The sequence below is a fragment of the Bartonella sp. AP20NXHL genome (genome assembly GCF_042196165.1).
Taxonomy (GTDB): Bacteria; Pseudomonadota; Alphaproteobacteria; order Rhizobiales; family Rhizobiaceae; genus Bartonella.
The window spans coordinates 1-8,621 of sequence record NZ_JBHIPV010000009.1 but is presented as its reverse complement, the minus strand read 5'-3'; the positions used below and the strand labels follow the sequence as shown (position 1 = coordinate 8,621).

At 39.3% G+C, this 8,621-nt stretch carries 7 protein-coding genes; 4 read left to right on the top strand and 3 right to left on the bottom strand.

Annotated features, from left to right (window positions below; genetic code table 11):
* Positions 1 to 190: hypothetical protein (locus ACFILL_RS06175; protein ID WP_375643521.1), on the top strand; the 190-nt coding region annotated here is incomplete at its 5' end.
* A gap of 703 nt (positions 191 to 893) precedes the next feature.
* Here the strand turns inward: ACFILL_RS06175 and ACFILL_RS06170 are convergent.
* Both ACFILL_RS06170 and ACFILL_RS06165 read right to left on the bottom strand, forming a co-directional pair.
* Positions 894 to 1,907, bottom strand: coding sequence for a sensor histidine kinase (locus ACFILL_RS06170; RefSeq protein WP_375643522.1), 1,014 nt, complete (start codon positions 1,905 to 1,907; stop codon positions 894 to 896).
* A gap of 22 nt (positions 1,908 to 1,929) precedes the next feature.
* Entirely contained in the window at positions 1,930 to 2,724 is a 795-nt protein-coding gene (locus ACFILL_RS06165; protein ID WP_273791319.1) for a response regulator, read from the bottom strand.
* A gap of 169 nt (positions 2,725 to 2,893) precedes the next feature.
* Between ACFILL_RS06165 and ACFILL_RS06160 the strand changes: the two genes are divergently transcribed.
* The 3 genes from ACFILL_RS06160 (at position 2,894) to ACFILL_RS06150 (ending at position 5,314) form a co-directional block, all read left to right on the top strand.
* On the top strand, positions 2,894 to 3,097 hold the full coding sequence (locus tag ACFILL_RS06160; protein WP_015856821.1) for a NepR family anti-sigma factor: 204 nt from the start codon (positions 2,894 to 2,896) through the stop codon (positions 3,095 to 3,097).
* Between the two features lie 7 nt (positions 3,098 to 3,104).
* Positions 3,105 to 3,659, top strand: coding sequence for an RNA polymerase sigma factor (locus ACFILL_RS06155; RefSeq protein ID WP_375631404.1), 555 nt, complete (start codon positions 3,105 to 3,107; stop codon positions 3,657 to 3,659).
* A 224-nt stretch (positions 3,660 to 3,883) separates the two neighbouring features.
* The gene (locus ACFILL_RS06150) at positions 3,884 to 5,314 is read left to right on the top strand and encodes a sensor histidine kinase (RefSeq protein WP_375631403.1); all 1,431 of its coding nucleotides are present in this window, start codon (positions 3,884 to 3,886) and stop codon (positions 5,312 to 5,314) included.
* A gap of 926 nt (positions 5,315 to 6,240) precedes the next feature.
* Here the strand turns inward: ACFILL_RS06150 and ACFILL_RS06145 are convergent.
* Positions 6,241 to 8,229 carry a M23 family metallopeptidase gene (locus tag ACFILL_RS06145; RefSeq protein WP_375643523.1) on the bottom strand — a complete coding sequence of 663 codons (1,989 nt, stop codon included), beginning with the start codon at positions 8,227 to 8,229 and terminating at the stop codon, positions 6,241 to 6,243.
* Positions 8,230 to 8,621 lie beyond the last annotated feature (392 nt).

Sequence of the window (8,621 nt, the reverse complement as noted above, 5' to 3'; positions counted from 1 at the left end):
TCCCCTTTATAGTAAATTAATCAAAGTCATTGGTTTGCACGTCATAAAGGGGTGTGTAGGGGGGCTTTGTATCAATGAGAAGTATTTGAAAAAAAGCCTAAAATGCCTCTTATGGACGCTCTCAAAGGTCAATGGCTGTTGTAACATGAAAGACAAATGGTATGATGATGCTCAGCTACTACTTTTATGAAGTGAAAAGGGGCATGAAGGTAAAGAAGGATATGGCGTAACAAGGGGCGGGTTTGATGGTTCACTTTACGGGGGCTGGGGGCTATTATATCTTATTTACAGATACTGTTTTGAAATGAGCGTGGATGCGCTGGGAAATATTAAAAAAGTGCGTGAATGAAAGACATAAGTGTATTCTGTTTTAGAATGTCCTATTGTACCTGAAGAGAATATCTCCATTATAGAATGCGATATATAAAAGCGTAAAATATGTAATTTTCATCAATTAATTGTCGTTTTCGTGGAGGCTTTAAGCCCGTAAAGCTGAAGAATGATGATGGATGTTAGCTTTACTCCTTGAAATTGCATATTATGCCAAAATAAAATTGTATGCGCATTGCGAAAATTATACAAAAAGAGATGGGTAATAGGCTCGCTTTTATTTGGCATAGTAAAAGTTGAAACGGTTTGCTCTTTATCGTTTTGGTTTCTGTTTTAAAATATGCCGGTTATATGAGGGATGGAAGTTGATTAACAGCGGGAATGGATTTTATGTAGCTTTCAGTTCTCATCGTTAAGGTTTTTCGTTAAGGTTTTGGGGAACTATTGGGGGACTATAGAGGTTGGTTTAAAGAGGTTGGAAAATGTCTTTGTGCTTAATAAACAGATGAGATATTTTACTAAAAAAGGGGAAACTTCTCTTGTTCATTGTTTAAAATGCTCTTTTAAGAAAAAATATCAAAATAAGTATCAGGAACAGAGAGGCAATAGACAATTCCTTCTTGTGTCAATTTGAGGGAAGCTGAACCATTCACAGAAATGGGAACGATTTTTTCGAGAACGGCACTACCAAAACAGGCTTTTTTATTGTTTGTGGGAGGGATGCCGGATTCAAAATTTTCATGCCAAGTGATGATAAGTTGCGTTTTGCCATTCAGTTTTGTTTCGATTTCACAGCGTACACAGATGCTCCCCTTTTCTTGGGAAAGGGCTCCAAAAGAAAGAGAATTGACAATCAGTTCATGAAAAGCCAAACCAATATGCAGAGCGGCATTGGGAAAAAGATAAGGATCGACGCCTTCAAGTGAAAAACGTTCTGTTTCTTTCATTAAATAGCCTAAAGCCTGCGTTTGGACCAATTCGCGAAATTGAGCACCACGCCAATCGGAATCCGTGATCAGATCTTGAGAATGAGAAAGAGAATGAAGACGACCTTGAAATTTTCGTAAAAAAACTTGAAGAGATTCAGTATAGCGGGCGGTTTGACTGGCAATACTTTGAATGATCGCTAGAAGATTTTTAGAACGGTGACTGACTTCGCGAAGAAGGATTTTAAGCACTTGTTCACGGCGGCGTAAGCCGGAAATATTGACACCGGTGGTGATAATACCAATAATGTCTTCGTTATCATTGCGGTGGCAATCAATAGAAAATTTGTACCAAATCTCTTGTTTGTTTGTATCTTCAAAACGTGCTTCAACAGTTTGCATTTTGCCACTGGCTAAAACTTGCAGTTTGATGGTTTCCATATTGTCTGCAAGGTCAAGCGAAAAAAAGTCGCTGTCACGACACCCAACCCGCCATTTATTGTGCAAATGGTGGGGCAAGTTTTCAGCCCATAAATAAACCAGATTTGTTGCCTGATAGAGAACGCAAATATCCGCACCACGAATCGCTTGCATGAGCGCACTCATATGAGATTTATCCATGGGAGACTTTGAAAGAGGCGTAACAATCATAATTTTAAGATGTTACCCTGTTCTAAGCCGCTTTAGAAGCATTCTCTTGAAAAAATAAAGCTTGGGAAATAAGCGCTTTCACCATATCTGGGTTAAAAGGTTTGGTCACTAAAAAAGTTGGTTCTGGACGCTCGCCAGTGAGAAGCCTTTCGGGAAAAGCCGTGATGAAAATCACTGGTATACGGTCATTTTTCAAAATCTCGTTGACCGCATCAATACCTGAACTGTTATCGGCTAATTGAATATCAGCCAAAATCAACCGTGGTTTTTTCTTATGATACATAATGACAGCTTCATCACGCGTGCGCGCTATTCCTACAACATGATGACCTAGGCTTTCTACCATTTGCTCAATATCAAGTGCAATAAGAGGTTCATCTTCAATAATCATGACTTCAGTGGCAATTTGTTGAGAAATATCAATAGATGCTTGGTTGAGAAGCTTGCGGAATTCTTTCGTATCCAGATTCATGATTTCGCTGGCTTCTTGTTCATGAAATCCTTCAACGGCAATGAGCAAAAATGCTTGGCGTGCACGGGGCGTGAGATAGGATAATTTGGCACTGGTTTTTTGTTCAAGACCAAATTGAGGCAGGGGTTCTGGGATGTTCGGTGTGGTTTGGTCAAAAAGATGGCAAAAAAGCCAATAGGTACCAATTCGGTCAGTGGAGGCTTTGGGAAAAATGGAGATGTCGGCAATGAGTGCTTCCAACATCGCTGACACATAAGCATCGCCAGAGGATTGGCTACCGGTGACAGAGCGGGCAAAACGCCGAAGATAGGGAAGATGCGGGGCAATGCGCGTTGATAATGACATAATTTATAACTCCTTTGACCTTTCAAGCACTTTGTTGGTTGAAATTCTCAACCGATAAAAAAGTTCCTTGATTTGTATGGAACTTTTTACCGACAGCTATATTTACAACTATAAGGCGAAAAAATTCTTCGCGGTGCTACCAATATTATATGGATTAGGGGGATGAAAAATGAACGACCGTGATGAAAAAAATCTCACCACACAATTTACAGTTGGAGATGATCTTCTCGGGGTCAATAGCGAAATAGCACGGAAGTTACGTCAATTTTACATGGAAATTCAAGAAGAGGCACTGCCACGGTGTTTGCTTGAGCTTTTAGAGAAGTTGGAGCGCGCAGAGCAATTTGGCTTAAACAATGTGGAAAAGGTTTGAATCCTTTATGTCAAAGCGCGCGAAAAACTTTAAACAAGAACTCCTTTCTGTGTTGCCGGCTTTACGAGCTTTTGCTGTTTCTTTAAGTGGCAAGCACGATAAAGCTGAAGATTTGGTTCAAGATACTGTTATGAAGGCATGGGCTAAGCAAGATAGTTTTGAGATGGGGACTAATCTTAAAGCTTGGCTTTTTACCATTTTGCGCAATGAATTTTATAGTCAAATGCGTAAAAAGGGAAGAGAAGTTCAAGATACCGATGGCGTGTTTACTCAAAATGTCGCTGTTCATCCTGCTCAATATGGATCGCTTGATTTGCAAGATTTCAAAAAAGCCTTAAATTTGCTTTCTGCCGATCAAAGAGAAGCCATTATTCTCATTGGCGCATCGGGGTTTTCTTATGAAGATGCTGCGACTATTTGTGGTTGTGCTGTTGGAACCATTAAAAGCCGTGTGAGCAGGGCGCGTAATCGATTACAAGAACTTCTTAAGGTGGATGGTGAGTCTGATTATGGTCCTGATTCTTACTCAGCTGGAAGTACATTGTGTTCATTTAACGGCTAAAAAAGCATAATAATTATGATCGATAGCCTTGTTTTTTTTATTCCCGTTATAGCTATTACAGTAAAGTCAGTATCTGAGGAAATTCAGAAGTTTGGCGTGTATCCTTAGGAACACAAGAAAAGCCTGTATAAAACTTTCTCACGGGCTTTAGGTTTTATGTTCCATAAGGTTGCCTTCCTTTGTGCTGAAAAATGACGACTTTCAAGTTCGCCAATGGACATTCTATGACAACAAAAACAAATTTGATGCCTCAAATGCCTTCTTCTGATGCAACGATATCACGCTGGCGGTGGGGTGCGATTGTTGTTTCTCTTGTTATGGCTCTTTTGGCATCGGTTTTTATTATGTTGCTTTCAAATGCCGTTGATCGAGAAATCGCACAGTTGAATACAAGTTCAGAATTGCGCGAACAGGCTGATTTGGTTCTTATTAGCTTGATTGATATGGCTGTTGCTGATCGCAGCTATGCAAAAACGCGCAAGGCGGAAGATAAAATACGTTTTGAAAATTCAGAGCGGGAGTTGGGGAATATTCTCGACTATATCGCACTTATTGTTTATGCGCATCCCCAGTGGTATAAATGGTTTACGGCTTTTAAAGAAGAGGTTGAAGCACGAAAAGCCTTTATGAATGCCCATATGCATGCTCTTGATGCGATTCCTGAACAACCTTCTCAACCTTCTCATGCGGACTCTTTGGAAGTATCAAAGATTCCTGTGGCACGTTTAGCTCAATTGATGACAAGCTTTATTAATGGGGATGATGTAGTGCGACAAAAACAGCGTGAGGGTATCGCATTGATGCGGGCTGCTTTGACTTTGGCGGCTATTGTTTCCGTTGTAAGTACCTTTATTTCTGCCTATTTTGTTATTAATCGTTTTCATCGTGATATGCGCTCTTTAAAATTGTATCAATTGCTGCTTCATAGCGAAAATATCGCTCTGGAAGCCCGCGTGAAAGAACGAACACAAGAATTAGAAAGAGCACGTAATCACGCTGAAAAAGAACGCCAACGGGTTGAAATATTGTTGCAGGATGCAAGCCATCGCATTGGCAATTCTCTTGGAACGGTGTCTTCTTTGCTGGGGCTCCAGTTAAACCGGAGCAAAAATGAAGAGGTACGTTCTGTTCTAGGTGCTGCACGTGATCGTATTCAGACAATTTCTACAGCACATCGTCGTTTGCGCTTAAGTGATGATATGGAAACGACTTTATTGGCAGAGTTTCTTAGTTCTGTTGTGCATGATGTCGAATTGGCAGTTCCTTTTGAATTGCGTGAAAACATCACCATTCACACCAACTTTAAAGATTGTCGCCTGTCTTCAAGAGATGCGACAACACTTGGAATTATCCTTGGTGAACTGCTGACAAATTCCTTAAAACATGCCTTTCCTGATCAACGGTCGGGTCATATTTATATCTCCTTTGGTCCCCAGAAAGATGGACAATTGATGCTCATTGTAGAAGATGATGGCGTGGGAATGAAAAGCCAAACTTTAAAACAAAAAACAGGACTTGGTCGTGTGGTTGTGGAACAGCTCTGTATGCAATTTGGTGAAAAACCTCTGTTTGAAACTTCTGCTTTAGGAGGCACAAAGATTGTTATTCCTTTGCCAAAACTTAGCATGAATAGTTCAAAAAAAAGCTCTGACTGATTTTTTTAAAGGGTTAAACTCTTTGCTCGTGGTAAGCTGCCTTTCATTCATCGTGAATGTATGGGGAGGGCATCTTTTCACAAGAAGAAGGAAAAATAAGGCTTCAGTAGCGCGAACACAGCACTCTTTAATATTAAATTATCGATTGTCTTCAAGAAAGGCAACTTTGCTTCTTTATCTTTTGGTGTAATGTTTGATTTTCTCTCTCGTTGTTTTTTTGCTTTATTGACTCCGATGATCGGCTTTCAAAGTTCTCCTTGTCTTAGAGCTTTGAAGTGCTTAAGTGAGCCTTTAAATTTATTTTGAATAAGTGCTCCTTTAAGCCAATAATAATACTTATATTCGTAAGCTCTATTTCTTTGCGAAGAGATTGTTTTTTTAAGTTTTGTTATTTTTTGTAAGGGCTGTTAAAACTTTAAATATGGGGTGTTTTTGTAAAAGTGTGTAAGGAATATTCTCTTAGGTAAAACTTGCTCATAAAGTTCATGAAACACCGTCCTTTAGGGCTATGAACAGCATACATTCAACAAGTGAAATCTATTCAACAAGAAGTCGGGTTGTTTATAGAATGATATGGATTTTAGAATCTTCATTCTTTAGAAAAACTCACCTTTGATTTAAAACTTTATTGCATGGAAAACAAAGGGATTTTTATCGTTTTGATAAAATAAACAAGAAGAGTTAGCCTTTTGGGGGTTCATATTTTTCACTTTTCTATTGTGCGTAAATCTGCAAACCTATTGTGCGTAAACCTGAAAAGGGGAGGGCGTTTTATTTTTAATCATTGTGATGCGACCTTGGGTGGTGGCATATTTCGACGTATCCTTTAATAGATATTTAAAGTGCGGAAATCTCTTTGAGAAAAGTAAGCGCTAAAGCATATTTTTAGATGTTTTGAGTCGTGAAAATGCCGATGCTTTCATGCTTTAAGTCTCTTCGGAGGGTGCTATCGGGCTGTTGATCAAAGAATCAATATTGTTTTTTTCTTGTAGGAATGTTTGTAGGTCTTGATTGGTTAAGGCTTTGCTATCCGGTATACGAATGCGCATGGGATCAACTTTGACGCCATTGACAATGATTTCAAAATGACAATGGGGACCGGTTGCCATTCCTGTTGATCCAACATATCCAATAATTTGTCCTTGTCGTACTTTCACGCCTGGTTTGATGTCTGGTGCATAACGACTTTGGTGTGAATAACTGCTGACATATCCATTGGCATGTTGAATTTCCGTGTGATTTCCATAGCCGCCTGTTACGCCTACTTTTGTGACAATACCATCTCCTACAGCAATAATGGGCGATCCTTTAGGAGCAACCCAGTCAACACCCGTATGCATGCGAATATAGCCTAAAATAGGATGTTTGCGTGGACCAAAGGGGGAGCCAAAAATCCCATTTGGTGTGGGTTTGCGCAGCAAGAAAGGCTTTGAACTCTTCCCTTCAGAATCATAATAATCAACGCTTCCATCTTTTAATTGATAACGGTAATATTTATAAGTTGTATTTCCAAAAGTTGCGCTAATATAACGAATTTCTGGATCAGTGTTTTTGGATGCTTCCTTTGCTTTCAAGTTCTTTTTGCCGTTTTTGTTTTCTTTATCGCTTTGTGGTACGGCATAAAATATTTCGATCTGATCATTGGGTGTTATCGGACTTTTCATGTCAATATTGGTGGCCAGCAGACGAATAAGACGATGAGAGAGAGATTGTGATATATTATGGCTTAGCAAAGCACTATAGAGTGCATCATAAGCCGTTGGTAATTGCGCGCTATTGATGTAAGAATGCGGAATACCATTTTGAAAAGCCGTTTTAAGCGCTTTAGACATTTTAGGCTCTGTGCTTTCAATGAATTGGCCTTTATCATTCAGGGCAATGGTGAGAACATGATGCATCCCTTGATAGATACTTGCGCGTACGAGATGGTCTTTTTCACCAGCTTGTGTCACGATACCAATGCGTAAAAGGCTTCCCTCTTTAAGAGTATCGGAAAGGCTTATTTTTTCTAGCGTTTTTACAACTTGGTCAATTTGCTTTTTTGTATAACTGGTTTTTTTGAAAGCATCGGCTATCGTTTGTTTTTTACGAATAGGAATAATATCTTCAACATAGTTTTTCGTCAGATCGATACGGTGGCTTTGAGGAGAAACGGTTACATTTTCTTGAACGATTCGAACTTCAGGGGATTCTGTGCCTTGGGAAGGGGAGGATGCATCTTCTAACTTTAAAGGATCAATCAATGTGAGAACTGAAAGAAGTTCGGTGCTCTTTTCTAAAGTAAATCCAGCTTTTTGCACTTCTTGTTGTGCCTCTTCATCTGTCAATGTGTCGCTGTCATCAAAATCGAATTGATTTACCTTAAAATCATAGCTGCGTAAGGTGAGTTTTGTTTCGATTTTTGCACCGTAAATCTGCCCAGAATCTTCTTGTGGTGCAATATTTTGACTTTGCGAATCACTGGCAAGAATGCTTAAAGAATCAAATTTTGGATAGCTATATTTCTGGGGGCGATTTTCGGCTAAAGCCATACGAATCCATTCAAAATGTTGTGTTTGAATGACTTTTTCATCGCCTTTTTTTTGTAGAATCGATAGTTCAAATTGACGTTTTCTGTCAAAGCTTTGCCGTGCATGGGTGGGAGAAATACGATCACCTTTATACCCATTGGCCTCAGGGTCTTGTGATTCTGATAGGTTTTCCTGCGTAAACCATTGTGGCGGTGTTACCAATCGCTGTTGTTCATCAAGAGCCGTAAAAAGTGCAATCCCCATAAGAATGCAGGAAGTGATTCCTGTCAGAACGGTTCCCGTAAGCCAACGAGCCGAGACCTGCCGGCGCGCAGGCCGCAAGCGTTTGACGACAAGAGCAGGGTCCTGTCCAGGATCGTTTTTTTGTTGTTCGTTATCCCACATAGATTTATAAGAGTACTTTTCAATATTAAATAAAGAAAGCTAGATAGATAGCTTAGCATGCTTCTACAGGAATTTGATTCTTTTTACAAATTACAGATCATGCGATTCTCTTTATACAGCAATGTCTTTATAAATCGTACCTGTGCAGAAAAATTTCCTTATTAAAGTAGCATAAAACAAGCGTTATTGAGATTAACTCATTCTTAGGCAACTTCCTATTTTCATGCATTGCAATGGGGTGCTATATTTTACTTTAAAGGCGCCATGCTCTCTTTGAACTCCTTTTGTTTTCATGTTTTATTTTTATGAAGGCAGATTTTTCCAATAATGTCTTGAAATAGGATTTTTTGTTACAATATTTTATTGGAAATGTTTGGGTTATTTTATTTAAA